Annotated in this window: 26 protein-coding genes and 1 pseudogene; 21 read left to right on the top strand and 6 right to left on the bottom strand. The window is 68.9% G+C overall.

Features of this window, described 5'->3' with window-relative positions:
• The 4 genes and pseudogenes from ABT170_RS20885 to ABT170_RS20900 form a co-directional block, all read left to right on the top strand.
• Positions 1-104 (top strand): annotated as a pseudogene (locus ABT170_RS20885) (molybdate ABC transporter substrate-binding protein); the annotation flags it as partial.
• 1,805 nt (positions 105-1,909) lie between these two features.
• Entirely contained in the window at positions 1,910-2,788 is an 879-nt protein-coding gene (locus tag ABT170_RS20890; RefSeq protein WP_351869372.1) for a radical SAM protein, read from the top strand.
• Between the two features lie 45 nt (positions 2,789-2,833).
• On the top strand, positions 2,834-3,970 hold the full coding sequence (locus tag ABT170_RS20895; RefSeq protein WP_502970552.1) for a methyltransferase domain-containing protein: 1,137 nt from the start codon (positions 2,834-2,836) through the stop codon (positions 3,968-3,970).
• A gap of 74 nt (positions 3,971-4,044) precedes the next feature.
• Positions 4,045-5,523: a hypothetical protein gene (locus ABT170_RS20900; RefSeq protein WP_351869376.1), complete on the top strand. Its 1,479-nt coding sequence runs from the start codon at positions 4,045-4,047 to the stop codon at positions 5,521-5,523.
• On the opposite strand, the gene ABT170_RS20905 is transcribed toward ABT170_RS20900, so the two are convergent.
• Entirely contained in the window at positions 5,511-6,137 is a 627-nt protein-coding gene (locus ABT170_RS20905) for a hypothetical protein (protein WP_351869379.1), read from the bottom strand. The genes ABT170_RS20900 and ABT170_RS20905 overlap by 13 nt on opposite strands.
• 204 nt (positions 6,138-6,341) lie before the next feature.
• Here ABT170_RS20905 and ABT170_RS20910 point away from each other — a divergent pair, with 204 nt between their 5' ends.
• The 3 genes from ABT170_RS20910 to ABT170_RS20920 all read left to right on the top strand — a co-directional run bounded on the left by ABT170_RS20910 (position 6,342) and on the right by ABT170_RS20920 (position 9,446).
• Positions 6,342-6,464: a hypothetical protein gene (locus tag ABT170_RS20910; protein WP_351869381.1), complete on the top strand. Its 123-nt coding sequence runs from the start codon at positions 6,342-6,344 to the stop codon at positions 6,462-6,464.
• Positions 6,465-6,704: 240 nt separating this feature from the next.
• On the top strand, positions 6,705-7,637 hold the full coding sequence (locus tag ABT170_RS20915; protein WP_351869384.1) for a hypothetical protein: 933 nt from the start codon (positions 6,705-6,707) through the stop codon (positions 7,635-7,637).
• Positions 7,638-7,640: 3 nt separating this feature from the next.
• Positions 7,641-9,446 (top strand): hypothetical protein, encoded by a 1,806-nt coding sequence (locus ABT170_RS20920; RefSeq protein ID WP_351869387.1) that lies wholly within the window; start codon positions 7,641-7,643, stop codon positions 9,444-9,446.
• A gap of 160 nt (positions 9,447-9,606) precedes the next feature.
• Here ABT170_RS20920 and ABT170_RS20925 read toward each other — a convergent pair whose 3' ends face one another.
• Positions 9,607-10,431: a DciA family protein gene (locus ABT170_RS20925; protein WP_351869390.1), complete on the bottom strand. Its 825-nt coding sequence runs from the start codon at positions 10,429-10,431 to the stop codon at positions 9,607-9,609.
• 675 nt (positions 10,432-11,106) lie between these two features.
• On the opposite strand from ABT170_RS20925, the gene ABT170_RS20930 reads away from it, so the two are divergent.
• The 7 genes from ABT170_RS20930 (at position 11,107) to ABT170_RS20960 (ending at position 14,693) form a co-directional block, all read left to right on the top strand.
• Positions 11,107-11,337, top strand: a complete 231-nt coding sequence (locus ABT170_RS20930; RefSeq protein WP_351869393.1) for a hypothetical protein — start codon at positions 11,107-11,109, stop codon at positions 11,335-11,337.
• A gap of 22 nt (positions 11,338-11,359) precedes the next feature.
• Complete coding sequence (locus ABT170_RS20935; RefSeq protein ID WP_351869396.1) at positions 11,360-11,572, top strand: hypothetical protein; 213 nt, start codon at positions 11,360-11,362, stop codon at positions 11,570-11,572.
• Positions 11,573-11,733: 161 nt separating this feature from the next.
• The gene (locus ABT170_RS20940) at positions 11,734-11,982 is read left to right on the top strand and encodes a hypothetical protein (protein WP_351869399.1); all 249 of its coding nucleotides are present in this window, start codon (positions 11,734-11,736) and stop codon (positions 11,980-11,982) included.
• A gap of 117 nt (positions 11,983-12,099) precedes the next feature.
• Positions 12,100-12,738, top strand: a complete 639-nt coding sequence (locus tag ABT170_RS20945) for a hypothetical protein (protein ID WP_351869400.1) — start codon at positions 12,100-12,102, stop codon at positions 12,736-12,738.
• 340 nt (positions 12,739-13,078) lie between these two features.
• A complete protein-coding gene (locus ABT170_RS20950) occupies positions 13,079-13,456 on the top strand; it encodes a hypothetical protein (RefSeq protein WP_351869403.1) in 378 nt (125 codons plus the stop codon).
• 32 nt (positions 13,457-13,488) lie between these two features.
• Positions 13,489-14,154 carry a hypothetical protein gene (locus ABT170_RS20955; protein ID WP_351869405.1) on the top strand — a complete coding sequence of 222 codons (666 nt, stop codon included), beginning with the start codon at positions 13,489-13,491 and terminating at the stop codon, positions 14,152-14,154.
• A 122-nt stretch (positions 14,155-14,276) separates the two neighbouring features.
• A complete protein-coding gene (locus ABT170_RS20960; protein WP_351869951.1) occupies positions 14,277-14,693 on the top strand; it encodes a DUF6087 family protein in 417 nt (138 codons plus the stop codon).
• 321 nt (positions 14,694-15,014) lie between these two features.
• On the opposite strand, the gene ABT170_RS20965 is transcribed toward ABT170_RS20960, so the two are convergent.
• The 4 genes from ABT170_RS20965 to ABT170_RS20980 form a co-directional block, all read right to left on the bottom strand.
• Positions 15,015-15,215 (bottom strand): hypothetical protein, encoded by a 201-nt coding sequence (locus ABT170_RS20965; RefSeq protein ID WP_351869407.1) that lies wholly within the window; start codon positions 15,213-15,215, stop codon positions 15,015-15,017.
• A gap of 199 nt (positions 15,216-15,414) precedes the next feature.
• On the bottom strand, positions 15,415-15,735 hold the full coding sequence (locus tag ABT170_RS20970; RefSeq protein WP_351869410.1) for a replication initiation protein, RepL2: 321 nt from the start codon (positions 15,733-15,735) through the stop codon (positions 15,415-15,417).
• On the bottom strand, positions 15,722-16,216 hold the full coding sequence (locus ABT170_RS20975) for a hypothetical protein (protein ID WP_351869413.1): 495 nt from the start codon (positions 16,214-16,216) through the stop codon (positions 15,722-15,724). Before ABT170_RS20975 ends, ABT170_RS20970 begins: the two co-directional genes overlap by 14 nt.
• A 1,808-nt stretch (positions 16,217-18,024) precedes the next feature.
• Complete coding sequence (locus ABT170_RS20980; protein ID WP_351869416.1) at positions 18,025-18,855, bottom strand: SDR family oxidoreductase; 831 nt, start codon at positions 18,853-18,855, stop codon at positions 18,025-18,027.
• A 213-nt stretch (positions 18,856-19,068) separates the two neighbouring features.
• Between ABT170_RS20980 and ABT170_RS20985 the strand changes: the two genes are divergently transcribed.
• The 7 genes from ABT170_RS20985 to ABT170_RS21015 all read left to right on the top strand — a co-directional run bounded on the left by ABT170_RS20985 (position 19,069) and on the right by ABT170_RS21015 (position 25,611).
• Positions 19,069-19,650, top strand: a complete 582-nt coding sequence (locus tag ABT170_RS20985) for a hypothetical protein (RefSeq protein ID WP_351869419.1) — start codon at positions 19,069-19,071, stop codon at positions 19,648-19,650.
• 281 nt (positions 19,651-19,931) lie between these two features.
• Complete coding sequence (locus ABT170_RS20990; RefSeq protein WP_351869422.1) at positions 19,932-20,336, top strand: hypothetical protein; 405 nt, start codon at positions 19,932-19,934, stop codon at positions 20,334-20,336.
• Positions 20,337-20,500: 164 nt separating this feature from the next.
• Entirely contained in the window at positions 20,501-21,163 is a 663-nt protein-coding gene (locus ABT170_RS20995) for a GNAT family N-acetyltransferase (RefSeq protein WP_351869425.1), read from the top strand.
• Positions 21,164-21,254: 91 nt separating this feature from the next.
• A complete protein-coding gene (locus tag ABT170_RS21000; protein ID WP_351869427.1) occupies positions 21,255-21,776 on the top strand; it encodes a hypothetical protein in 522 nt (173 codons plus the stop codon).
• Positions 21,777-21,894: 118 nt separating this feature from the next.
• A complete protein-coding gene (gene ligA / locus ABT170_RS21005) occupies positions 21,895-23,964 on the top strand; it encodes an NAD-dependent DNA ligase LigA (RefSeq protein ID WP_351869429.1) in 2,070 nt (689 codons plus the stop codon).
• Between the two features lie 170 nt (positions 23,965-24,134).
• Positions 24,135-24,779, top strand: coding sequence for a TetR/AcrR family transcriptional regulator (locus tag ABT170_RS21010; protein WP_351869432.1), 645 nt, complete (start codon positions 24,135-24,137; stop codon positions 24,777-24,779).
• 469 nt (positions 24,780-25,248) lie between these two features.
• The gene (locus tag ABT170_RS21015; RefSeq protein ID WP_502970546.1) at positions 25,249-25,611 is read left to right on the top strand and encodes an HU family DNA-binding protein; all 363 of its coding nucleotides are present in this window, start codon (positions 25,249-25,251) and stop codon (positions 25,609-25,611) included.
• Positions 25,612-25,786: the final 175 nt, after the last annotated feature.

The raw sequence follows: 25,786 nt of genomic DNA on the forward strand, positions 1-25,786 counted from the left end.
TCCGCGCCGTCCTCAGCAAGGTCGAGCTGGGCGAGGCCGACGCGGGGCTCGTCTACAGGACGGACGCCGCCACGGCCACCGGCAAGGTCGACGCGTGTTCTCTGTCGGCCGGCGGTGGGTCTCGGTTTCGGGGTCCGGGGTGCCGGCCGGTTTGGCCTGTGTACCTCTGGAGTACGTTTTCGCTGGTCAGTGGCTTGTGTTGTTGTTCTCGGTGGGCCCCGCGTCGCCCTCCGGGCTCCTTGGTCCCGCTCTGTTGTGGTTACAGTATGGCAGCAACAAGAGGGGGTCCGCAACTTGCCGGGCGCCGATGCTTTCTGACGGTCCATCATAAACACACAAAGCAGCGGATCGCAAGTGGTCTACACCAAATTACTTATCGATGGGTTCGGATGGCACCTGAAAATACATTTCCAGGCCCACGGCGAAGGAATCTGACGGGCATTCACGAAAAGCCAGCAATAAGGCGCCGTACGGCATCACTTATTCACCGTCATAACCCGTAACAGAAAGCGTAACGGATCGGGCCCGAAATGTGTTACGTAACGTCCCTCGAATTCGACACGTAACACCGGGCCAAAGCTGCGGAATTCACCTCCGCGCGCACCGCGGCCGAATTCCGGCCCGACGAACCACACCCGGCCCAGGACACGCACCGGACACCGAACGGACCCGAACACCCCACCACCCCCGCACGGCGCAACCGCCCCGGGCTCCGGCGGCAGCTCCAGCACGAGCGGACCACGCGGCGCGCACGACGGCCAGGACCGACAGCCGAGCGCAGGCCGCGCAGCAGCACACCAGCCCGGACAGCGCGCAGCAGCACGAGCGGGCACGGGCCAGGCGGCCGCCGGCCCGGCAGAGCGCGGCCGGGCCGACGGGAAGCGACCTCGGGCGCGCAGCACCGCACGACCAGCAGCCACCAACGGCCCAGCACCGAACCGGCCAACCGGCCGACGGCGTCCCGGCCCTCACGCTCCAGGAGACCCGGCCGCCACCGGCACCACAGCCCGCAGGCAGCCCCCAACGCGACCCCAGCACCACCAGCACCACACCCTCGACAAGCCCCAGACCCCAGCGGACGCCGGGCGTCCGGAACCGGCGGCCGTCGGCGGCGGTCGTCGGCGGCGGTCGTCGTCGAGCCCACCAATGTTCGGCGATGTTCAGTGAACGCGCGGTGGAGGGGCGCGGCGCGGTGGAGGGGCGCGGCAGAGCGGGCGCCGGCAGGCACCGGGAGCGAAACGGGCATGGCGGAGCGGGCGGCGGAGGGGCGGAGCGGCGGGCACCGGGAGCAGGCGGAGCAGCCAGCGGCACGCACCAGGGGCGAGCCCCCGGGGGGGGCGAGACGGGCGCACGGCGGAGGGGCGGAAGCGGAGCAGCGGGGCGGGCAGGGAGTGGGGGGAGCAGCGCGCACGGGCGGGGGCCGATGGGACGGCGGCGGAGCCGCGCGGAGGGGCGGAGGCGGAGCACGCGAGGGGGCCGTGTCCTGGGGACGCCCCCGGCGTTGTACAAGCGTGGACGTGAGGTCGGCGCCCATTATGTCCGCGCCGCCCTGCGCCTTGAGGAGATGGAGTTGCCGATGGTCCTCATGAAGGTGGGCAAACCGCGCAGGCCGCGCCCGGAGTCACGCACGGAGCCGCCGTACATCGCGCTCAGCCTCGACGGGCCGGCTCTGGCACTGGCGTGGGACGAAAACGCTGACCAGGCCCTTGCTAAGCACGGTGACAATCTGGTCATCGTGGCACCCGTCCAGGAGCAGGCGGCAACCCGGACGAGGACATCGTCCGCTACCGGGCCTTCATCCGCTCCATGGGACTGGAGCCGGTCATCTGAGTGGGGCCTTCCTACATCGTCCGGAAGTAAGTAGTCGCAACAGCAGGCAAGTTGATGGTCCGCGGCCTACGATCGCGTCATGACGATCGCTCTGGAGGCCGCCCCCACCACGCTGCGGTTCCTGTCCCTGGAGATCACCGGCCGCTGCCAGCTCACCTGTCCGACCCTCTGCTACGCCAAGTCCGGGCCGACGCAGAACCACGGCAGCATGACCGAGGACGACTGGAACCGGACCATCGACGAAGCCGCCAGCCTCGGCACCGAGGAGATCCAACTGATCGGCGGGGAGCCCACCCTGCACCCGGCCTTTGCCCGGATGCTGCAGCGGGCGGTCAACGCCGGTCTCCGCGTGCGGGTCTACAGCAACCTGCTGCGGATCCGCGACGAGCACTGGCAACTGCTCGAGCACCCCAACGTGCGGCTGGCGACGACGTACCACAGCACTGTCCCGGCCGAGCACGACGCAGTCACCGGCCGGGACGGCTCGCACAAGGCGACGCGCGGCAACATCGTCGAGGCCGTACGGCGCGGCATCCGGCTGAAGGTCGCCGTCCTCGACGGAGGCGATCACGAGCGCGCCGAGCGGGCCCGCGCCGAGATGCAGACCCTCGGCGTCCACGAAGTGCACGTCAGCGAGGTGCGGGCCGTCGGCAACGCCGCAGGCGCCGCGCTGCCCTCGACCTCGTCGCTGTGCGGGCGGTGCGGGGACCAGAAGGCGGCCGTCCTCCCGAACGGGAGCGTGTCGGTGTGCGAGATGGGGAGGTTCCTGACCGCGGGCAGCGTCAAGGACACGAGTCTGGCGTCGGTGCTGGCGAGTGACCGGTGGGCCGAGGTGACCGCGAGCATTCCGCGCCGTGCCGGCGCGGCGCTCTGCCCTCCCGATTGCGCGCCGAACGACGACAGCTCGTGCGGACCGGACAACTCCGGTCCCTGCGGGCCGGCCGACGACGACGGCTGACACGGACAGGCGAGCGGACGCCGAAGGGACTGTAGGGACGTGGATCTGGAATGGGAGCCTCACGCGCACCGTCTTGCCGACGGGCATCTGCGGCCGGAGTCGCCGTGGTGGGGGCCGATCGCCTCCACCCCCCGGCACCTGTTCGTGCCGAACTGGTGGGAGCGGGACACCCACGGGCGGGCGGCCCGCAACGGCCCCGACGACCCCGAAGCCTGGCTCAAGGCCGCCTACCGCAATCAGACCCTCGTGACCCGGATCGGCACCGACCATGCCGATCACGTCGAGCCAGGCACCGTGGTGCCGTACGGCAGGTGGCCGACCTCGTCCTCGACTCTGCCCACCCTGATCGCCACCATGTACCGGCACGCGATGCTCGGTGACCGCTCCCGCACCCTGGTGACCACCGGCACCGGGTACGGCACAGCTCTGGCCTGCCGGCGCCTGGGCGACGACTTCGTGATGAGCGTGGACATCGACCCCTACCTGGTGGAAGCCGCGGCCGACCGGCTGGCCGGCATCGGCCTGCACCCGCGCACCGCCGTCTGCGACATCACCCAAACGCTGCCCGGCGACGTCGACCGCATCGTGTCCACCGTCTCCGTCCGACCCGTCCCCCCATCGTGGCTGACCGCGCTGCGCCCCGGCGGCCGGCTGGTCACCACCATCACCAATACTGCGATGATCCTCGTCGCGGACAAGACGCAGGATGGCGGCGCTCGCGGCTTCATCGCCTCCGACCAGGCCACGTTCATGCGCACCCGCCACGGCAACGACTACGACGACGCCTCACCGGCCGCCGAGGTGTGGCAGGCCGCGGACGAGGTCGGGGGGACGTCCGTCAGCCGCTACCCGCTCACCTACGTCCCGGACTCCTGGGCCGTGCACGCCACCCTGGAGCTGGAGGCGCCCGGCATCGAGCACCGCACTGAGCAGCACGAGAGCGGCGGGCGCACCGTGTGGATGGCCCACCCGGACGGCTCTTGGGCCCGCGCCAGCACTCAGAAGTTCCGTGATCTGCCGACCATCCACCAAGGCGGCCCCCGCCGTCTGTGGGATCTGCTGACCGATGTCCTCGACCGCCTCATCATCGGCGGGGAGCTGCCTGTGAACGGAGCTCGCGTCACCATCACACCGGACGGAGAGACCACGCTCTCCCGCGGCCGGTGGGCAGTCACGCTGTAGGTACTTGGCTGGCCAGGCATCCTCACGCCCGCGGCCTTGCTGTCCCCTTCTTGACCGACAGGAGTCCCCCGGCGATGACCCAGCAGGCACCCACGTCCCGGACCGGGCTGGCCGCCACCGCGTTCGGGGTTCCCCCCAACCAGGAGAAGCTGGTCGGCGCGGTGTGCGTGTTCCGCGGCCGCCCAGCACCCGGTCCCGGCCTCGCGGCGCAGCTAGTGGCCCGGGCGTTCACCGCACTGGACCAGGTCCCGCTCGATGTCCGCCTCTACGTCCATGACCTCCAGGACACGGCCGAGAAGTGGCCGGCCCTGCCGATCACGCTGCCGCCGACACCGTGGCAGGCCGCCACCCTCGTCGACGACCTGGCCGCATTGGTCACGGCCCTGTCGGCGGCCGAACTGCGCGAGGCCGCCGAAGGCTTGGCCCTCACCCGCGGCGAAGTCGCCCTGGCCTACGACAAACCCGTCCTCGCCCGGGACTGGGCGGACGACGATGAGCCACTACCCGATGCCGCGACACCGCCACGAGGCCGCCGCGCCCGGGAAGCCGAACTGCTCCAGGTGTTCGACCACGTGGACCCGCACGACTGGACCCCCGAGCAGACCGGCGCCGTCCGCAAGGCCCTCCTGATCCGCCTGGCCGGCCTCGGAGACGCCCTGCTGCGCGTCTCCGCGCTCCCGCCCGCCCCCCTGGACTGGCAGACCGACGGCGAACGGCTCACCGCACGGGTGCCCGTACCCGGCGCACCCCTGCCCCTGGAAGCCCAGGTAGCCGCTGAATCCGTCGAGCCACACCCCTTCACCTCGTGGGACGACCCGATGTGGGGCTCCACCGGTGCGGCCGCGTCCCGCGAGTGCTGGCGGTGGAGCGTGGGCTGGCGTTCCGCCGGCGGCGCGTTCCACACCGACGCCCGAAGCAGCGAGGCGAGCCCGGCCGCGGCGCGGTTCGGCGCGGAGCAGACCCTCGCCGCCTACGCGGCGCAGGCACCGACCGTGCGCCAACAACTGCGCTACCGCCTGCTGGTGCCGCGGCAACCCGACACGCTCACCATGAGCGACCCCGCCGTCCTGGTGCTGGGACTGCGCTCGCTGCTGGAGGCGGTATGCGACGAGTACCGGTCCGAGGCGAACCATCCGGAACCCGGAGCCGGGTGGCGGGTCCTGCCGCACCAGGACGAGAACCAGGAACACGGCCTCGTCGCAATCCTCCTCGACGACTGCTCCCTTCCCTGCCCCGAGCTCGGCGATCCGGCCAACGACGCTGACCCGGCCAGCACCGCGTTCGAGGACTTCCTGCGCTCCCACGCCGTCCTCCTCACCCCGCCCGCCCGCGCCTACCTGGCCGGGCTCTCCTCGGCCGGGCCCGGCGAGCTTTCGCTACGTCGGCGACACGAGGCGGCGATACGCGCGGTGTTCGCCGTGGGCCGTGAAGCGGCCGACCTGCTGGCCGCCGACACCGGTCCCCTGCCCGACGGCATGGCCTGGATCGACCTCCTGGACGCCGCGGCGCTGGAGGAGTTCCTCGCCGCCACGGAGCCCGATCAGCCCCGGTGACTGCCCGGGCCGGGCGAGACCGGCGCGGCCGCCATAGCGATGACCGTGGCGTCGTCGCGGTAGCCCTCTTCGTCGGCTTGTGCGGCGGCGGCCAGTGCGTCGGCCAGAGCCTGTGGATACGCCACGTGCGCGCGGCACAGCGCCTCCATCCGTTCATGGCCCACCTGGTCCGAGACGCCGTCGGTCACGAGCAGGACCAGGCGGACGGACTGCGGGATCTGCGCCTCGCGGCATATGGCCGCTCCCGCCTGGGCGAGACCGGTCCGCGACCAGTTGTCGTGGGTAGCCGCGAGCTCCACGGCCACGCCGTTGCGGCGCAAGTACTGGCCCATGGTCTGGTCGGTGCTCCACTGGGTGAGCACCTTGCCGTCCCAGCCGTAGGCGCGGCAGTCGCCGATCCAGTGGATCGTGGTGGGCTGGCCCGGCTCCATGCGGGCGTAGACGGCAGAGGCGTGCGGCGGGACGTCGTAGGCGTGGGCCATCTGTCCGGCGGTGGTCAGCGCGGCCAGACCGCCCATGGTCATGCCGATGTGGGTGATCACCGGCGGCGTGACCTGGGCGTAGCGGACGACGGTTTCGTCGTGGCCCGCGCCGTCGACGACGGCGGCGCACACCCGGCGTCCGCGCCGCTGGACGTCGTACCCGTCAGCACACGGGGGCTCGGTGCCCGGCCGCCGTGCTATCCCCACCGTGATCGTCTGCGCGTCCGTCGCGCGGTTGGATCGTCACCTGGTTCGACACGGGCAGTGCGGACACGACGGGGGCCGGTCACTCGCTCTGGGACCGCGCACCAGGTCCGCGAATTCAGCCGCTGGTCGATGGTCACCGGGCCCGATGGCCTGAAGGAGGAGCGGCCGGCCGACCCGGCCGCCACGCCGGTTCTCCCGCTGCCGCCCGAGATCGAGGCCAAGCGCAAGGCTGCCGCAGAGGCCCGCCGCTGACGGGCGCCCCCCGGGGGTGTAGGCCGTCACCGCACGCGGTGCGATCATTGCCCTGTATCGTCGTGGCGGCGTACTTCGCGGGTGCGCGCCGCGGCCGGGCCCACCTCTGGTCGAGGGTGAATCGAGCGGCCGCTCGGATGCGAATGTGACTGGTCGTACCGGTTTGTCCTTGACGCCTCGTACGCTCCCTGGCGGCTGCTGTGGTGGGACGGCATCGCAAGGGATGTGCAGGAGTTCGTCATGGCACCGAAGAAGAAGACCAACCTCAGCCACCAGCAGCAGATCGCCCGGGCCTTGAACCGGGCCTGCGGGTGCGGCTACCAGGAGGCGTTGCGCCGGGTCGCCGAGGCCGCCCGCAAGGGCTTGCTTCCCGCAGGCTTGGACAAGGCCGGCCGGGAGCAGGCCGTGGAGATCCTCCTCGCTGCCAGCGCATCCCAGTTGGAGACACCCGCCGCGCCCGTGCCCTTGTCGGAACTCGCCCCCTGGGCCGAGCGTGCCCGGGCCGTGCTCAGCCAGTTCACCGCCCTGTTCGTCGCCGACCTGGTCGCCCAGAACGAGGACGCCGACGAGCGCGCCGAGTTCGCGGCGTACTGCGAAGCGGCGGAGAGCGAGGACCTCGCGGCGGCATGGCTCTACCTGGGCGCCGGATGCATCGCGTCCTTCAACCAGGGCCGTGGTCTTCAGACACACGGGGAGTGGCGGACCTCGCTGGACCAGCTTGAGCAGCAGATCCAGGAGAACTGGCGGGGCTTGGCGGGAGCGGTCGACTTCACCGACGGGTTCACCACCGCCGAGGAGGTCTTCCAGCGGGATGTATGGGACCTGCCCACCATGACGATTCTGGCCGGGTTGCCGGAGTCGTCGTTGCCCGCGACACTGCGAGCGTGGGCCAGGGCCTGTGGCAGCGTGGCCGTGGGGGACGCGGGACGTGCGCTGGTCGCCTTCGACCGGGCCCGTGAGCACCGGTTCGCGTCCGACCTCGCGCAGATCCAGGTCTCCATGATGCTGCGGGCCCTCACGTCGAGCTACACGCTGCCGGAGCTGGTCGAGTTCTCCGCCCAGTTCGCTGACGCCCTGGCCTGCCACCACATCGCCGCCGCCGGCGGTGGTGGCCCGGATGCTGACGCTTCGGGCACGGCTTCCTCCCCCTCCGCTGCCGGACAGGAGGGCTGAGACGTGGCACAGTCCCTTCCTGCCATCTCCGCTAAGGGCCTTGAGGTCCTGGGCGTGGAGTTGCCCGCGCTCGCCGCTATCCGAGTCGCCCTGACCGGCGGTGGCGGCGGGAAGTATCACGTCCCCCACTCCGACCTGCGGCGCTACTCCTACGGCGGCTGCCGCTACGCCCGGCCCGCGGCGGACGCGGCCACCTACCCGCTGTTCGAGGTGTTCGGCGAGATCTGCAAGAAGTGCGCTGTCTCCCTTCCGGACGCGCCGGAGGCCTTGTGGCGGGCCGCCGCGTTCACCTCCGAGCAGGCGGTGGCTCTCCAGCGCGCCCGCGCGGACCGGACGGTGCGCACCTGGCTCGGCTACGCCCGCTACGCGGCCCAGCCCCAGCCCGGGCAGGAGGAGCAGTTCGAAGCCTGGCTCAAGCGGGCCCGCAGGGACCGCAAGCTGTCCAAGGACGCCCGGACGGTGGCGCAGGCCCGCCAGGAGTTGGAGGCCGGCTTCGTCGAGTTCCTGGCCGGGTACGCCGCGGACTGTCCGGAGGTCGACGCCTACAACGGTGCCCGTGATGCGGTGCGCCGCACGGCCGGCAGCCCGGAGCGGCGCGTCCTGGCCGAGGTGACCGCTGCGGTCGCCGGGAGGTCCGTCCGGCGTCCGCAGCGGTACGAGTCGCAGCCGGAAGTCGATGTGTGGCCGCTGGTGTCCGGGGTGTGGCTGGCGGCCCGCTCGCGCGGGATCGGCGCCGCCCGCACGGCCGGGCTGGTCCATGACGCGGTGTCCAAGGAGTTGGCCGGGGCTCGCGTCGTGGACGTCACCCGCCTCCCTCAGCCGCAGACCCGGGGCGAGGGCTACGCCAGCCCGTCGGCCTGGGCGGATCACGAGCTCGCGGTGTGGTGGCCGCGCGCGATCGTCGAGGCCTGCGCGCGGCTGGAGGCCGAGTTCGAGGCGGAGTCGGCGCACATGGCGGCGCGGCTGCTGCTCGTCCACGACTGGCCGCTCACGAACGGCGGGGACGCCCCCATCGCCTACCTCGCTGCTTCCCCGGTGCTCGGCCTGGTCCCCTTCGGGTTCCGGCGCCGCGACTACTTCAGCGACATCGGAGACACCACCGGGCCCTCCTACTCGGCGGTCATCGCCGCGCCCGGGCACATCGTCGCCAAGCTGGAGAAGGAGCAGGCCGCCCAGGGCAGGCACCACCCGCCCCGGTTCGTGGCCGGCGGGCCCGTCACCGGCCACCGCCGCACCGACCAGAGCGCCGCGCTGAAGCTGCTGCGCACCGCCTTCCCCCTGTTGCCCACGGACGCCGACAGTGGCCCGGCAGAGGTGCCGGCTGCAGTCGAGGAGCAGCGCCGCGCCCGGGCTGCGGCGGGCCACCGGCTCGAGCGCGGCGACGCCGACGAGCGGGCCTACCGGACCGCGTCCGCGCTGAGCGAGGGCTACGGCTGCTGGATCCCGGGCGGGAGCGAGGAGACCACGTTCCTCAAAGAGCTGAAGTCCTGGCTGGGCTGGCATGTGCTGCGCGTCGACACGTGGTGCGGGCCCGAGGGTGGCGAAGGCGTCTGGGCGAGTCTGTACGGAACCCTCGACGACATCGGCGAGGGTGAGCTGACATTGAAACCCGGCGGCCAGCACCGCCCGGTCCGGGTGCCTCTCAACAGGGTGGTGGCGCTGGTCGGCGCACCCCGCTGGGACCGGGACCAACACCGGGAAGCTCCACTGTGGAAGCCGTACGAGCCGGTGCGCGCTGTTGGCCCCGCTTCCGCAGGCGCGGCGGAGCGCCGTATGCGCGTCCTGCCCGGCGTCGACGAAGAGGGGTGACAGGACGCGCTGGTATCAGGTGAAGCCGTGAGCCTGCCCCACGTCGTCCGGGTGGGCAGTGCCTCATCACCGAGACACCGGCGGACTTTCGGGCCAGGCCGCCCCGGCATGCGCGGAGCGGCCACCTCCTGAGGACGACCGGGCCGGGGAGGACCGGCCGCTACGGAAGGAGAACTCGCTGGACGGGGATACCGGCAGCACTCGCCTGGTTCTCCAGCGGCAGCACTTCGCTGGTGTGGCGGAAGATCGCCACGCACAGATCAGGGTGGCGTGCTGTGTCCGCAGCCATCGGAGCGGAGATCAGGCCTGCATCGTCCGGCAGTCCCAGGTGTGCAACCCATTCACTCACGAAGCGGTCGACCGCCGTTTCACAGCCGTGCTCCAGGATCAGGGTGTGCTCGGTCCCCACAACCTGAACCGTGTCATGCCAGATCTGCAGCAGCACGTCCTCGACGGCCTGCCGGTCGGTGACCTCGGGGGAGCCGGTGACGAGCACCACGACCGGCAGCAGCGAGCTCGGCGACCAGCGGGTGATGGTGCAGCCCTCCCCGATCAGTTCACGAATCCGGGCCAGGATCTCGGGGGCGCGCCGACCGGCCTCGTCGCGGGCCTCCGCCGATACCGCCAGTGTGCACAGTTCCTGCCCCTGGGCGCCGAGCATGGTCGGCTCGACCTGGTCGGCGAGGTCCTCGCCCACGATGTCCGGCCATCGATCCCGGATGATCTGAGGCAGGGCACTGGAGGCTGCCTGTACTACGATGCCCGTGATCTTCGCCTTCGGGGCGAGCAGCTCGTTGACGCGGCCGGTCAGCGAGGTGCCGAGCAGTCGGGTCTGGGTGCGCCAGGCCGGGCTTGAACATCGCACGTGCAGGCGGATGTGGTCGTCGATGCCGACCGGCTCTACATGCCGGGCCACATCCTCGCCGACCGCAGGAGACCACCAGGCATCAAGATCACTGAACCACTCCGGTTGCGTCACAGGCATGCGTCGCACTCTCCTCTCACCATTGCCCCCATGATGCCGGGCCGGATGTGCGCGCCCTCCACCCCCTATGCCGCGCCGTAGGGCAGCCCTGCCCAGCGGCCCCGACAGGTGAGGAAAGGACGGTGGCGCAGTGAAAGCAGGAGCCAGTAGGGCCGGTGCAGCGGCGGTGCCGCGCCGCAGATCATGGCCCGGCTGTCGCACTCTGGGCAGATCTCGTCCGGCGGGCACAGCACAGCACCCACACGCCGGGACAGCCCGCGATCCCGCTCCACGGCAGCCCGGCGCGCGCAAACGCTGCCCTTCGGATACGGATGGACGGCCCGCGGAGGCCCAGCGGCAACCGCACGGAGGACTACATAGATAAGTTGCTTAATTGGAAATATTTAGGTAGACTCCTCTACGTGCCCCGCCGGGGTAACGAGAGTCCACCCCAGCCGCTCAGCGGCTCGCACTTGGAGCCAATCTATGCGCTATGTCGCTCGCGACACCGTCCGCATCTTGCACCACCCGCAACATCACGGGGATGTCCGCACCGTGTCGCACGTGCAGGGCGGCCTCCTGTTCTTCGCCGGAGTCGGCGAAGGCCTCCGGCCCGACCAGGTGGAACGTTTCCGGTACAGGGCTGGTGACACTGTCCGCATCTTGCACCCGGCACATCAGGGGGAAGTCCGCGGCGTGTCATGCAAGTTGGACGGTCTCCTGTTCTTCCCCGGTGTCGACGGAGGCATCTGGCCCGACCAGGTGGAACTCGTCCGCGAACGCACCGGCAACCCATGCGGCAAGCAGTGCAACCACCTCCCCAACGAGGGCTGCACCCACTGCCGAGGCCTCTGCCAACAGCCCTACGGTATGTGCCCCCCGCGCACGGGCGAGGCCCCCAGTGTCGTCTTCACAGGCCCCCGCTGAACCAGTACGGAGAGAACCACGCATGGCATCCAGACCCTACTTCAAGAAGTTCCGTGAGGCCCTTACAAGAAGAGAAACCGTCAAGGTCACCGTCTCCGATACGAGTCACGGCCTCACGGTCGAAAACGGGAAACTATACGTCAACGGCTGCGACTGCTCCGAGGAAGCAAGTTTGGAGGAAGCCCGCGAAATGAGGGACCTCTTGGATGCTTACATCGCTTCCAGAAGGAAGTGAGCTTTTCGGAGCGGACACAATCGGCAAGGCCGCCAGCCTCGCCCGCCCACGAGCCACCGTCCACGCAGGCCGACAAGACCGACGAGGAACACCATACGGTGACACCCACAACGAATTGTCCGAGGGCCCCATCCCACCCAACACGTACCTCGGGAATAGGAATGAACGAAATATCTCTGACCGGAAAAGGCCCCCAGGTGATCTTCGAAGAGTCCTGGGTAATGGCGCGTACATACGCAGCAAACGCCGCCCGGCGATACATCCTGGAGAACCCGGAGGCGAACTCGGCGGACCTCCTCGCACACTTCGAGGTCGAGCAGCGCGAGGCCGAGAAAGCTTTCGGCAGATACGTCAACGCCAACGGCGTCGTGGTGCCCCTGGAACAGCGCAGCGCCGGAGCCAGCGTCTGAAGGCTTCTTCAAGCAACTGACCCCATCATCGGGGTTCAGCCGCTCGGCTGAGCCCTCGCTCGCCTTGCACTCAGCCCGTTACAACTTGAACCCCCGACCCCGTAAAAAGAATCGATCATGCGCATCCTGACCCTTCCGGACAGCTCTGGCGGACTCTCCCTCACCGACCGGCCGACCGACGATGACTTCCCGCCCCTCCCTCATGGGCTCACTCTGGACGACGCCGTGGCCATCCGGGCCAGCGGTGTGCGCGCCGGTGATCTCGTGGTCGCCGAGTTCTCGGACGGGCCCGGCGTCCGACCGACCGAGCACATCCCCGCCCCATACTTGGCCAATCCGCACGCAGTCGGCGTCGACTGCCCATGTGGGGGATGTGCGGAGTGCCAAGACCTTGAGACCTGGACGCTCGCCGAGCCCGACCGCGTCGCCGGCGTCGCAATGCGCTTCATCTGCCTGGCCCCCGCTGAGAACAGCGAGCCGTGCACGATCGTCTTGCGCAACCGGCCCTTGGCCGTTATCTCTTCTGACGTCGTGAAACGCGCCCAGTCAGCCGTCGAGAAGCCTCGGGAGCCCGTCTACTCCGTCACCTGGCACTGCGACTTCGATGCGTCCACCCCGCAGGAGGCGGTACGGCTCGCGTACGAACAGCTACTGAGCTACGCCACGGACGCATGGCCGCCCGTGCTGGATGTCGAGGACGAACAGGGCGAGCGCCTCACGATCGACATGAACACCGGGAGCGAAGTGGGCAGGTGACCCTCGAAACTCCTTCACTCCCTCTCGAACCGTCCGGGAAGGACTCCATGCCCAGCACTACCGCAGCGCCCGCCTCAGCCCCGGCTGACACCGTCCTGAGCAGATGGGCACGCCCTCACCCGTGCGCAGGCGGCGAGCACGTCGGGCTTCGGTCCTGACGGGTCAGCGGGGGCGCGCAGCCGAAGAGCGCTGCCAGCCGTCGCGGAACACAGGGGTAGGGACGACCAACCGGACGCAAATAATTGCTTAATTGTCTTTACTGTCGTAGGATTATGGTCGTTGGGAGGAGCCGCCCAACACAGCCGTCCAACACCCCACCACACCCCTTGGAGGGCCCACCGTGACCGCCCGCCCGTCGTACATCGACTATTCGCCTCTCCCGCTCGTCACCAGGCGTCATTGGCCCGCGCAGGGAGATCATCAGCGATTCGATCTGTACCGCGCTGGTTGGCGTACAGGCACCTACAAGACCCGCGCAGGCATCGATCGCGCCGTCGAGCGCATCCGCTCCGAGCGACTGCGCGGTCTCGACGAAACTGCCGCCGCGCACCCAGATCCCACCGAGGTCATTCGCCACGAAGACGGCCGCCTCTTCGACGTCTTCGCCCGGCGCGTCCGGAATCAGACCGAGTCCCTCATCCTGATACGCCTACAGGGGGAGACCGACACCGATCCGTGGTGGACAGTCGCCGACGACTTCACCAAGGCCACCCCGTAACCGGGCCTTGCAGCCGCCGAGGGGAACCAATCATGCTCGCCAAGTACATCAAGCTCACGCGCAAGAACCCGATCACCGGCCGCAGCCGCCGAGGGCAGCGCGACATCCAATACGCAGTCGTAGACGAAGTTGTCTTCCGCGTCACCCACTTCCACAGCGGCCCTCAGCCGATCCGCATCGAGTTCGCCGACGAGCATCTGACGGCTGCGGGACTGCAGGCCTGGAGTCACAGTTGGTACCGGCACTCCCACAGCACCGACAGCTTCGACGCGGCGCGTACGTGGATGGCAGAGATCTTCCGCTCTCAGGAGTCGGCCGAGCTGCTGGCTCACTACGAACAAGCAGTCGAGACCTGGCAGATGCTCGACGTGGACTCTGCCAGGCTGTCCGCGCCATACCGCATTGTGGAACTGCATCACGACCACTACCTCGCCGTCGCCAACGATCCGCGCCCTCTGCTCTGGCTGCACTCCAATCTGGCCTGGGAGGATGCCACTCCGAGGGTGGGTGGAAGTCCGATTCTTGCGGAGGCTAACCGTCACTCGCCCAGCCTCGACGGGGCTGTGTACACCGGGTGGATCGTTTCCAGTGACGGCGGTCGAAGCTATTCCGACGCCATTCCGCGCAAGGCCGATGCTCTTGCGTACCTCCGCGTCATCGCCGACCAGAACGTCCCGTCCGCCTCAGACAACCGGTAGCCGCGACGGCTGGGGTGTTGACCGACGAATACCTGATTCGCGCGCAGATTCGATCGCCTCCATTGCGGACGTCTTTCCTGCTCGACGCCCAAACCCGCTGCCGGATGCGGCATCCTGACCCCATGGACGACGAGCCGCTTAGGAAATGGGGGCTCGGGCGCGCCGAACGGCGCGCCCGAGCCACGGACCGACTGCGGGCTGTGCCGCTGACCGAGAGGCCGCACAGCGGGTCCCATGCCGATCCGGCCGCGCCGCGCGCCATCCCGGAATTCGACGGCACGCAGTGGGTGACCTTGAGCATCGCCGTCGACTTGGACGCCAAGGCAGTGCTGTATCCGCCGCAGCCCAAGGCGGAACGTCCGGCCGAATGGGACCGCCTGGCAATGGGAAAGAGGCAAGGACGGGCCGGCATCCGCCCCGGTGGTGGGCCGTGGCTAAGACGCAGGAGGCGAACAGAGGGCTGGTCGCGGCCATGTGTCGCAGGCGCTCACAGCACCGTCCGTTCCGCCAGAGTCCCGCCAGTGAGCGCCGACCGATGAATGACTCCGGGTTCGAGCAGCCCTTCATCGATCCGGAGTGCGACCACCGCTGCTGCGGGATCTGCCCGGCGCTGCGGCTGCCGCGCCACCGGTTCGCGGTGGCTGACCGTCCCAGTAGCGCGGCGTGGCCGTTCGACAGGCGGGACGGACATCGCTACACCCGTGACGAGGTACCGGTCTGCGTTCACCCGGACCGGGTGGGCCTGCCTCCGGACCTGGTGGCCCCGCCCCGCGCACCAGGGCCTCCAGCGTTGCCCCCGCCGTCCCGACGCCGGTGGTGGCGACTGAACTCGTGAGGTGAGAGGGCAAGCCTCTGGACACTCAGCCGAAGGCAGAGAAGGTGCGCTCTTCCCGTTCCGTGCTCTGCCGGTGGGTTGGCCGCAGGCCACTCCAGTCCAGTGCCTTCCGCGCTTGCTGCTCTGTCTGCTCGGCGACGTCTCGCGTCTCGGCCAGTACGTCGCCGCGTTCTTTGACCATACGGTCGTAGATCGGCGGATGCTCAGATATCTCTCCAGCGTTCATAGCGCCCGATCTTGCCTGTTCACCGATGATCTGTCAGGCCCATTCCGTGGTGGGCCCTCGCGGCCAAGAGGTGATCGAGGCTCTTCTCGGGGCTGCAACGCCCTCCTGTAGCGACGGCCGGGCTCCCGCATCCGCGCCGCTACGTCCTCGCCTGATCCGCCAGTATCAGCCTGTGCCGGCCGAGGCTGATGCTGGCGGATCAGGCGGTGCGAGAGCGGAGCTGGATGACTGTCCGCTGACCGGTAGCGCGCTCGCCGAGGCGGTAAATGGGGGAGTTGGAGAGCTTGTCGACGAACTCCAGCCAGCCGTCTTCGACGAGCTGGCCGCGGACGCGGGAGAACAGGCTCGGTGTCCAGCCCAGCCATTCCTCCGCCAGCTCGCGGGCCGTCTTGCGTACCGCGCCGCCCGGCTCTTTCGGCATGATGGCGTACAGCTGGAGCAGGAGGCGCTGGTTGGGGGTGAGGTCCTCGGAGCGGCGCAGCACTTCTCGCGCCAGGACCTGCGGGTCATCGGCGGTCATCACGACTTGTCCCCCTTACAGGCCCGTTCTTCTCAAGGCCTGGGATTTCGGGCGGGTTGTACGCCCGGATGGCGTCTCGCTGCTCGGCGGAGGACCCCTGGCTGGCGAGGTAGGGGGTCACTTTGTAGAACTTTTGGCGGCCGAACTCCTCTACGAAGAAGAGGAGTCGGCGCTTGACGAGGGTACGGATGATCCTGCCCAGCGCGTCGCCCGTCATCCCGTTGCGGTCGGCGATGTACGCCGTCGTTTTCATGACGGGCTCGTCGTATCCCGGTGTGGCCCCCACGAACCACTGCAAGATCCGAAACTCCCTGTCCGTCAGGCCGCCGTCCTTCTTGGGTACCGCAGCCAGGGCTTCGAGCCGCTCGTTGTCGATGGTGCTGTAGGCGCCGATGTAGCCGAAGCGGGTCTGCGGCTCGCCGCGAGCGTCGTGCCGTTGGTGCGCGGAGCGCGGCATCGGGAATCTCCGGTCCCTCGACATGTCCCATGAGTACAGGCGTTACGTTACCTGGCGCAGGATCCGTGAACTAGCAGGACATGTACTTCTAGGACATCTATGCCGGTCCCCAGGTCTGGATATACGGACTCTCGGAGCGGAATGAGGCGGTCCGTGAGCCGGTATAAGACGGTCCACCAACCGGCATATCCGATCTTGGAACCGGTATCCTGACTACCAAAACCCCAGGTCAGAGAGGGTTTCCGCGTGGCCCCCTCTGTATATACACAGGACTGGTCCCACCAGCGGGCCGTACAACCACAACATTCCCGCGCCATCCGGCGCGTCGCGGAGCATCCGACCAACGATCCGCCCCGACGAACCCGGTGGCGACCCTGACCACAACCCGTGCAGGACCGCGGCGCAGCACGTACGCCGCCACCTGCGGAAGGCCACGTAGCTGTGCGGCCGGCCACGGCCTCACGGCGGCACGGTCGCCGGCCTCAGCCACGCTTCCCGGTTTTATCCGTCACGGTCCGAGCCACCCGGGACTCAGCAACGCTGATGCCGTCCACGAGCCGCGCCTGCGTACGGTGCCGCACGCGAAGCCAGGTCAGCCCCCCACCCCTTACCGAACCGGCCCCAGCCCACCCAGACGCGCGGGATGATGGGCCCAGAACGAGCCGAGGCGGACGCGGCCGACGGGCGAGACGCGCACGGCGGCCGAACCACGGCAGAGGGCGGCGGGCGGGGGATCCGCTTCACCATGCCGGATGACGTCCCTCTTCCGGCCGCCGAACAACACCGAATAGCCCCCGCACCAGCCGGGAACACAACAGCGAACGCGACAGGCACGGGGCGGCGGCGAACAAGGAGGAGCTACTGGGCGACGCGCGGGCGGCGCGTGACGGACGAGGTCGCCGGGGTCAAGACCGACTCGGCCGCGAGGCCGGACACGGCAACGCGGGGCCGCACGGCGGAAGCAACGTAGCTCACGCCGGGCGCTCCTTATCCGTCACCAGCGCCCGAAGCGCTGCATCAGGGCTGTGGCACGTGGCCATCCATGCGCGCTGCTCGTCGTGCACGAACGCTGCCCAGAACAACGCGTCGTCGTCATACGGCTTCCGCTCAAGTCGACCCGCCCTTGGCCCGCGCGACGGCTCTCCGTGAGAGCTTGAGTCGGCGGACTGACTGCCGCCGTAGCTCCGGACATGGGGCCCGAGCCTGATGAAGCCGAGAGATGCGCGTGTAGCTGCGCTGGAAACGTGGAACATCAGCGGCCCGGTCGGAGCCCCAGGTCCACGAGTCACCAGAACTTCATCACTCTCAACCGGCATCCGCCGAGCGACTCCTCGGATGCGCGGAAAGGCAGGCGCAGCCACCAACTCCCTACTGATTCGGCGCCTGGCCTGCCCGTGCATCCACGTCCGGTCGCCCATCCAGCAAAGGACAAAGAACTCCGCAGTCAGCACCCACCTTGGCCAACCTCTTCGACGCCGGATCCACGCTTCGGCCGCCACATCAGGGTGCAGCCCGTTCTCGTTCATGACTCCCGCTCCTCACCGAGGAGCGAGTCCGTCCCGCCCCTCACATTCCTAGAGCCTTGGGGAGCGGATTCTCTTGACACGACCCATCAAGATCTTTTGAAGAGTGCTTGAGAGACACTCCCGTGGGACAGCGGCACGCACGGGCTGGGCGCGCCGACGACCGCGACCGCGGACGGGGCGGCGGGCGGGGCCGGCGGGCCGACGTCGAGGCGGGCGCTGCCGGAAGCCAGGAACAGTGCGGCAACCGCTGGTGCGAACAACACCGAACAACCCCCTCACCCCTGCCGCTCTCCCGTCGTTCGGCTCTCACGGTGTCGTGGTCAGGAACTGACGGGCGCCACGCAAGATGGTCCGGAGCTTGAGCTGGGTGGCGCGGCTGTCGAGGCGGACGTCGAGTGCCCCGGGAAGGGTGCTCTGGGCCCGCAGGCCCGCAGGCAGGCGGGAGGCGTCGAGCCCGTCACGCTGGGCGATAAGGACGCCGAGTTCGTGCCGGCTGACGGCATGGGCACCCGCGAGATGATGCATGCCGTGCGCGTCGGAGAACGCGAGTTCCAGCAGCGCTGCGGCCAGATCCTCGACGTGCACCGGGCAGCGAAAGTCGTCGATGAACAGGACGCCGTCGCGCGTGCCGGCCGCGAGGTCGTGCACAGCACGTACGTGCTCGGATCGGGTGTCGCCGATGATCAGCGAGGTGCGGACGATGACGGCATCCGGGGCCAGGAGGCGAATGCCGGTCTCTGCTGCGGCTTTTGCCGCACCGTAGGGGGTCACGGGGTCGGGGAGAGAGGTCTCGTCGTAGTGGACGCGGCTGAGGCCGGAGAAGACAGCGTCACTGGACACATGGACCAGACGGCAGCCGTACCTCGCCGCGACCATCGCCAGACGGATGGGGCCCTCGGCCGTGACGGACCAATCGGCGAAGCCGCTGGTCGCGTTGACGATGAGACTCGGAGCAGCGGCCGCGACGACCGCTTCGACGCGGTCGGCGTCCCGCAGATCCAGGGCGTGCCACGTGATCTCTGGGCTACTGCGGGGCCTGGAGGCGAAGGTCGCGGCCGTCGAGTGACCCGCCGCTACCGCCTGGCGCACCAGCTCCGTGCCGAGGAACCCGCTGCCGCCGATGATGAGGACCGTCATGGCATAACACGGTAGACGAGGTCACGCGCACTGACACCGGCCTGCGCCGTCCGTCAGACACCCCTGGGTGTCGGCGAGTTCGCCTTCAGCGCAGTGAAGAGCGCGAACCACGCCCACGACGCCCTGCACTGCTACTCGCCTCGCAGAGCCGGAGGTCCACGAACAGCACTCTTGATAGTTGCTTAAATGATTTTACTGTCGTACAGTTGAAGCATGCGTAGCGCCAACGACTTCGTCACCCCGCTCACCGCTTCCGACTGGCTGGGAAGCACGGCCACAGACCCGTACGGCCGCACCGGAACGGTGCGGCGCGTGTTCCAAGTCGGCCCCGTCCAGGTCGCCGTCCTCACCGACTCCACCCCGGAGGCATGCCCGATCTGGGACACACCCGTCGATCTGCTGGCGCGCGATGGCAGCGCCGCAGCGTTCCCCGAATATCGGGAGCAGTCCCGGACCATGGACGGACTACGGCTCCACATGCTGTCCAACGGGACCTCCGGAGCCGTCAAGGACCGCTATCACGTCCTGCTGGAACGCCTCGCCCCGTACTCAAAAGCCCAACACAGCCTCCATCGCTTCCTGACAGGGCGACTCGTGGTGGGCGACAGAGTGATCGACACATACAAGGGCAGGCAGGGCACGCTCCTCGACCCCAACCCGGAGCCGCTTCCGCACATCACGGACCCGATGATCGTCCACTTCGAAAAACCGCCCAGCTGCGATGACCAGCGGTGGCCGGACGGAATCGCCTTCCTCTCCATCCAAGGGCTCTATCCATCCCTCGGGCTCCTCTGAGCCACTCCGGCCGCCCAGACGACTTCACCCCTCCCAACCCTGGAGTTCTCATGAGCGCTTCTTGGCGCACCGTCCCCATGCCACCCCGCGTCGCCGAATTGCCCCGCAACAGCGCGGGGCGGCCCGTACCTGGCAACATCGCATGGCACGGGGTGGACGACGACGGCTCGATCCTCCTCACCCGGAGCCCCGAACTGGGCGGCCACATCACCTGCCGGTGCACGCCAGGACTCGGAACGCCGGCCTTTGGGGAGCAATGCCCGGTCCGACAGCGTGAGTTCATGACCCGACGACGGTGCGGCCTCTGCACCAAGTACATCGCGACCACGGAGCAGCTCGCCTTCATCGGCGAGACCAACGCCGCGTACTACCTGGAGCCCCCGCTCCACCTGTCGTGCGCGGCCTACGCTCTGCAGGTATGCCCGCGGCTGCACGCGGCCGGCGACCGCATCGAAGTCTGCCTCACGCATACGTACACGCTGGCGGAGGACCGGATCACGGGGCTGACACCCGAAGGTGATCCCGCACGCGCCACGTTCCGCTTCGGCGACCCGCTAGCTCGGGATCTGGCAGTCCTGGAGTTCTACCTCGCATTCCCCGACGCTCCCGAGCGGCGGTCCGGACCCGCTTGGCTGCTGGCGCAGCAGCCGCGCCGTGACGGCGAACACCCCACCTCTGAGCAATAACACCCGTTGCTTATGTTGCCTAATTGTATTTAAGAATGTAGACTTAGGGCAGATCGGGGCGGTCGGCGCCCTTTCTCGCCGATCCCGCCTACGCTCCGCTCCTCTCGCGCCCGAGCCTCTGCCGCAGCTCTTCACGGTGGATCAGCGCTTCCCGAACGGAACCCATGCAGCACATCCATGCCGCCGAGCGCGGCCCCGCTCCCTCCGTGCGCATCGCACGCGCCCGATACCGGGATCTGGAGGCCGTCACCAGCCTCCTGTCCCTGGTCAACCCAGGGCAGCCAGTTCCCGACCTGGTTGGCGTAGCCCTGTTGTTTCCGCCGGGCCGACTGACGCACGGAGACTGCCTGTGCCTGATCGCCCGCGTCGACGGACAGATCGTCGGGGCACTCATGGCCAGCCCGCCGAACTGGACCGAGACACACCCGCTGCGCGGAGAACTGGTGCGCAGCGTCCTGTACATCGGCGGCGTCGCCGTCGCACCCGACCACCGCGGGAAGGGAATCGCCAGCGCACTGCTGCGCGCGGCGGAGCAGCACAGCCGCAGCGCAGGGCTGCGGCTACTGACCTTGGAGCACCCGTCCACGCTGACCCGCTTCTACACCCGTCACGGCTACACCGCGGGCCAGGACTGCCTGCTCGTCGCGCTGCCCAACGGGGTGCAGGTACGGAGGATGCCCGGCCACCAGACTGCCGTGAAACCGCTCACCCTCGCGGTCCGGATCGCCCAGGTCCCGGGAGCCCCGGCGGGCATCGTCAGCGGCCTCATCGAGGGGTGTGATGTGCCACCCTCGGCCCGCTTCGGCAGGAACGGCCTGATCACCTGACCCCGGACACTCAGCGCACGCCTGACGCAGCCCTGCCGACGACCGCGTCGCCCCTCTCACCACGTCGCCCCGCATTCCGTAAGGACAATCCGTGAACAGCGCACCCGCACAACACGCAGCCGAGATCGCCGGCGCTCTTGCCGCCGTCATCGAAAAGCGTTCTGTGCCCCATCCCGCCCGTGGTCACCTCTGGTACATCGCGGAACTGCTCAACTCAGTGGTCACCGCGCTGGTCGAAGCCGAGCCGCCCGCCGTGGCCGGGACGGGCTCCGTACCGCAGGAAGCCGCTCTCGCCCTCCGCGACGCGGAGATCCTTGCCAGCCGGTACCCCGAGACTGGTCTGCCCATCGGATTCACCACGATCGTCCTCACGCCTGTCACGGGCAGAGCCCCTGAGCCACCCGCTCCCGTCAACCTGGTCTCTCCTGATCTCGCCAGAGAGGAAGCGAAGTTGCGCGCTCGTCTGGCCTTGGTGGAGGACTGGTTGCTCGACGCCCAGCACCCCGACATGGTGCCCGGTTACGTCACTCTGTCCCTCACGCTCCGCGTCAAGCTCGCCCACATCGCCGACACCATCCCCGACAACGACCCCCTCCCCGACAGCCAACGCTGACCCGATGCGCTCCACCACTCCGGTCTCCCGCGGTCCGCCGTCTGGGAGCCCCCTCCGACCGCGGTACACACCCAGCACCGCCACTCTCTTGCCAGACACACACGAACGGATTCACTCCATGACCACGCTCACCCCTGAGCAGGCACTGTCCACCCGCGACGAGTACCAGCAGGCCGTACGACGGGCCGTCGCAGCCGCCAAGGACTACTACGGCGACGGCGAAGGCAAGAGCCTCCTCGACAACGTGACCTACGACCGGCTTGTCCGCGCCATCGCGGACTGGGAGAAGGACCACCCGCAGGACGTCGCCGCGGACTCGCCGACCGACAAGGTCGGCGCAGGCGCGGCCCCGGCCGGCGACGTTGCCCACACGACGCAGCTGCTCTCGCTCGACAACGTCTTCAGCCCGGCGGAACTCCTCTCCTGGGGTGCCTCAGTCGATCGGCGACTGGGCCGCCCGGCAGTGGGCGGCTGGGCCGTTGAGGTCAAGCTCGATGGCAACGCCATCGCCGCCCGCTACCGCGAAGGCCGCCTGACCCAGATCATCCAGCGTGGCAACGGCAGGTACGGCGAAGACATCAGCCACCTCATCAGCTCCGACGACATCATCGCCGGACTGCCCGTCCAGCTGCCGGAGCCGGTGACCCTCGAAGTGCGCGGTGAGATGGTGTTCACCCGCGAGCAGTTTCAGCACGCCAATGTGGTCCGCCTCGCACACGGCGCGAAGGCCTTCGCCAATGCACGCAACGGACTCTCCGGCACACTGCGAGCCAAGGGCCGCGCGTACTCACTGCCCCTGACCTTCGTCGCATTCGGTGCGGTCGACCTTCCGGGCGCGCCGTTCCTGCCCCACGGTGCCAGCCACACCGAGATCCTGAAGGCAGTCGCCGAGGCGGGAGTGCAGACGGTCGCGGACACACCGACCGGAGTCCACGTGGTGACGACGCTGGCCGAGGCGCAGCAGCGGGTCAACGAGATCGCCGAGCAGCGTGCGTTGCTGCCGTTCGAGATCGACGGTGTGGTCATCAAGGTCGACGACGCGGCCGAGCAGGCCGCTGCCGGTGTGGGAAGCCGGTTTCCCCATTGGGCTACCGCCTACAAGCTCGCGGCCGTGGAACGCATGACGGTCCTCAAGAGCGTCACATGGGAGGTCGGGCGGACCGGCGTCCTCGCGCCGACCGCCGAGCTGGAGCCCGTCGAAGTGGATGGGAGCACCGTGTCCCGGGCCACCTTGCACAACCCCGCCGACATCCGTCGGCGTGACCTCCGCCTGGGCGACACCGTCACCGTTCACAAGGCCGGCGACGTGATCCCGAGGATCGAGGCTCCCGTAGTGGCCCTAAGGCCGGTTGACGCCGAGCCGATCCCCCTGCCGGAAAAGTGCCCGAACTGCGGCGATGAGATCGACAAGAGCAAGCAGCGGTGGCGCTGCGTCAAGGGCAGCGCGTGCCGCCTCCCGGCCCTGATCGAGTACGCCGCCGGACGCGACCAGCTCGATATCGATGGCCTGGGCAGGAAGTACGTCGAGGCGCTCGTCGCCTCCGGCGCAGTTGCCGACATCGGGGACCTGTTCGGCCTCACGGTCGAGCAGCTCAGCCAGGCCTCCGGCAGCACCAAGCGGGGCGTCAAGCTGGTCCAGCAGATCGAGGAGGCCAAGCAGCTGCCGCTCAACCGGATCTTCTGCGCGCTCGGCGTCACGGAAACCGGACGCACCATGTCCCGTCGGATCGCGGCACATTTCCGCACCATGCAGAAAATCCGTGAGGCCGATGCGTCGGCGCTGCGCGAAGTGGAAGGCATCGGCGCGGAGAAGGCACCTTTGATCGCGGAACAGATCGCCGAGCAGGCTCCACTCATCGACAAGCTCATCGCCGCGGGCGTCAACATGACGGAGCCGGAGGAAAGCTCCGGCACCTCCGGTCCGCTGCCGCTCGCCGGGAAGACCGTGGTCGTCACCGGCAAGATGACCGGTCCACTCGATGGCCTGGGCCGCAGTGACATGACTACGCTGATCGGAAAGGCGGGTGGCCGCGCCGGAAGCAGTGTGAGCGCCAAAACCGACTACCTCGTCGCTGCGGCCGCGGGGGACGGCAAGCTGAGTTCGAAGGCCGTCAAGGCACTGGAGCTCGGCGTGGAGGTCCTCACTCCGAACGCGTTCGCCGAGCTGCTGGGTGATCACCTCAGCTGACCACTGCGGGCGGGGCCGCGCGTATGAGCGACGCAGCCCCGCCTGGATGTTGCTTAATTGTATTTATGTGTGTAGATTCTCAGTCATTGGCCGCCTGACGGCCCCGCAGACAAGGACGCGTGGGGGGAACTTGAGTCCCGCTCCGTCCGATGATTCGTGAAGGACGCATCATGAACCCCAGGACGACGAATGCCGTCGTGGCCGTTGACGGCCGCATCGCAGGGCCGCGCGCCCTCGCCACCCGGCAGCGCCTGGTCGACGCTCTCGACACCCTCCTCGACTCGCGGTCGTTCCGCGAGATCAAGGTCGTCGACATCGCCCGCGCCGCCGGCACTTCGCCGGCCGCCTTCTACCAGTACTTCACCTCTCTCGAGGACACCCTTGAGGTGCTGGCCATTCACGTCGTCCAGCAGGGCCGCGCACTCGACGACGTCTTCACTGCCGCCGTAGAGGACGGCACGCTGGCCGGTGCGCGTGAGGCGGTGGACCATCTATTCGACTTCTGGAGGACGCACAAGGCGGCTCTTGGCGCGATCGATGCGATGGCAGCGGAGGGCGACGAGCGGTTCGTCCACGCCCGCAACCTCCTACTGAGTGCCGTCGCGCAGCCCATGGTCGATGCCGTACCACGTCGGACCGACGCGGCCCCGGCCACGCACCCGAGGGCTCTGGCGGGCTCCCTGGCGGGCTCCCTGGCGACCCTTCTGGCATCAGCAGCAACCCACGAGAGGGGACTCTCGGCCTGGGGATCGCGGGATGAGCTGCGCGAAAGTCTCGCCTATCTCATGATCAGCGCGTTCAGGGCGTCACGATGACCGGGCCGGAACGGTTCCCCGCGCCGTCCGACCGCCTCCCCGCCCGCGCCCCGGGCGGAGCGGGCCCGAACGCCCCCACGGACGCAGAGCGCCTCTACCTCGCTCTGCTCGACCCAGCTCCCGCGTTCGTCGCCCCGCGCCGCCCCCGCGGTGCCCGCAGATGTCCCGTCTCAATGAATCAAGTCGACGGCCAGCGCCTGACCTGGGTCGACTGACTTCGTTGAGACGGCCTGGCCGGGCGCACCCACCGAGGCCCCGGTGCCGGCCTGCGTCGACTGGCTTCGGTGAGACGAAACGGCGCGGACTGGGTTAGTTGAGACGGGACAGCAGACAGCGCCGACAACCCCAGGCTCAAGACAGAACCCCGAACATAATTGCTTAATTCATATAATTCATGTAGAGTATGAGTATTGATGCTGGGGAGGAACCCTCCCCGCACTCGGCTCAACAAGCGGAAACGAGAAGTCACTTGAACAAGCAGCAGCTGATCGACGAGATCGCCGCCAACGGCAGCATTCCCAAGGCCCAGGCAGCGGAGGCCCTCGACCTGGTGCTGGACACGATGGTCCGGCGAGTCCTCAACGGAGACGACATCTCCGTGACGGGGTTCGGCCGGCTCCACGCGGTCCACACTCCGGCCCGCCGCGCACGCAACCCGCAGACCGGTGCATCTGTCCTGATCCCCAGGCGTAAGCACATCAAGTTCAGCCCGGGTGCCGCGTTCACCGCGATGGTCCGCGGCGAGCGCCCCGTCCCGCCGACCGGGCACAGCGCTGCGAGCAAGCGCCCCAAGGGCAGCGGGCTGCGCGTGAAGACCGGCACCCCCCGCTGAGAGGAGCCCCGCGCGGGCTCCCCCCGCAGTGTCTCCTACGGCGGTCAGCAAGCTTCCCCGCCACGGTTCGGGGCCAGGTTCCCCCTGGCCCCACCGGGCCCTCCTCCAGACCAGTGACCCGTGATTCGCCCCGGTCTCCAGGTACAGGGCGAGCGTCCCGCTACGGCCGGAGACG

This window comes from Streptomyces sp. NPDC001787, assembly GCF_040297465.1.
Taxonomy (GTDB): domain Bacteria; phylum Actinomycetota; class Actinomycetes; order Streptomycetales; family Streptomycetaceae; genus Streptomyces.